The organism is Alcanivorax sp. HI0083, assembly GCF_001635175.1.
The window spans coordinates 1-365 of the sequence record NZ_LWFX01000624.1 but is presented as its reverse complement, the minus strand read 5'-3'; the positions used below and the strand labels follow the sequence as shown (position 1 = coordinate 365).

The window sequence follows — 365 nt, the reverse complement described above, 5'->3', positions numbered from 1 at the left end:
GGCTGTGGTCTACAGAAATTCCGGTTAACGGCTTGATTGCGGCGATCATCGCCGGCCTGGTTATGCGCTATTTCTATGTGCAGGAGCAGTTGCGGCAAAAGGATCAGGCTGAGTTGCAGGCACGTATTCAGGCCCTGCAATCACGGATCCGCCCGCACTTTCTGTTCAATTCCATGAACATTATCGCCAGCCTTATCGCGGTGGACCCGGATGGGGCGGAGCAGGTGGTGGAGGACTTGTCGGTGCTGTTTCGCGCCAGCCTCAAGAACAGTGGAAACGAGGCCTCACTGGAAGAAGAACTGGAGCTGTGTCGGCGCTATATTCACATCGAGCAGCTGCGGATGGGGGAGCGTTTGCAGGTGGCA

Annotated in this window: 1 protein-coding gene; it reads left to right on the top strand. The window is 56.7% G+C overall.

Features of this window, described 5'->3' with window-relative positions; translation table 11 throughout:
- Positions 1-365: sensor histidine kinase (locus A3754_RS06265; RefSeq protein ID WP_197468509.1), on the top strand; the 365-nt coding region annotated here is incomplete at both ends.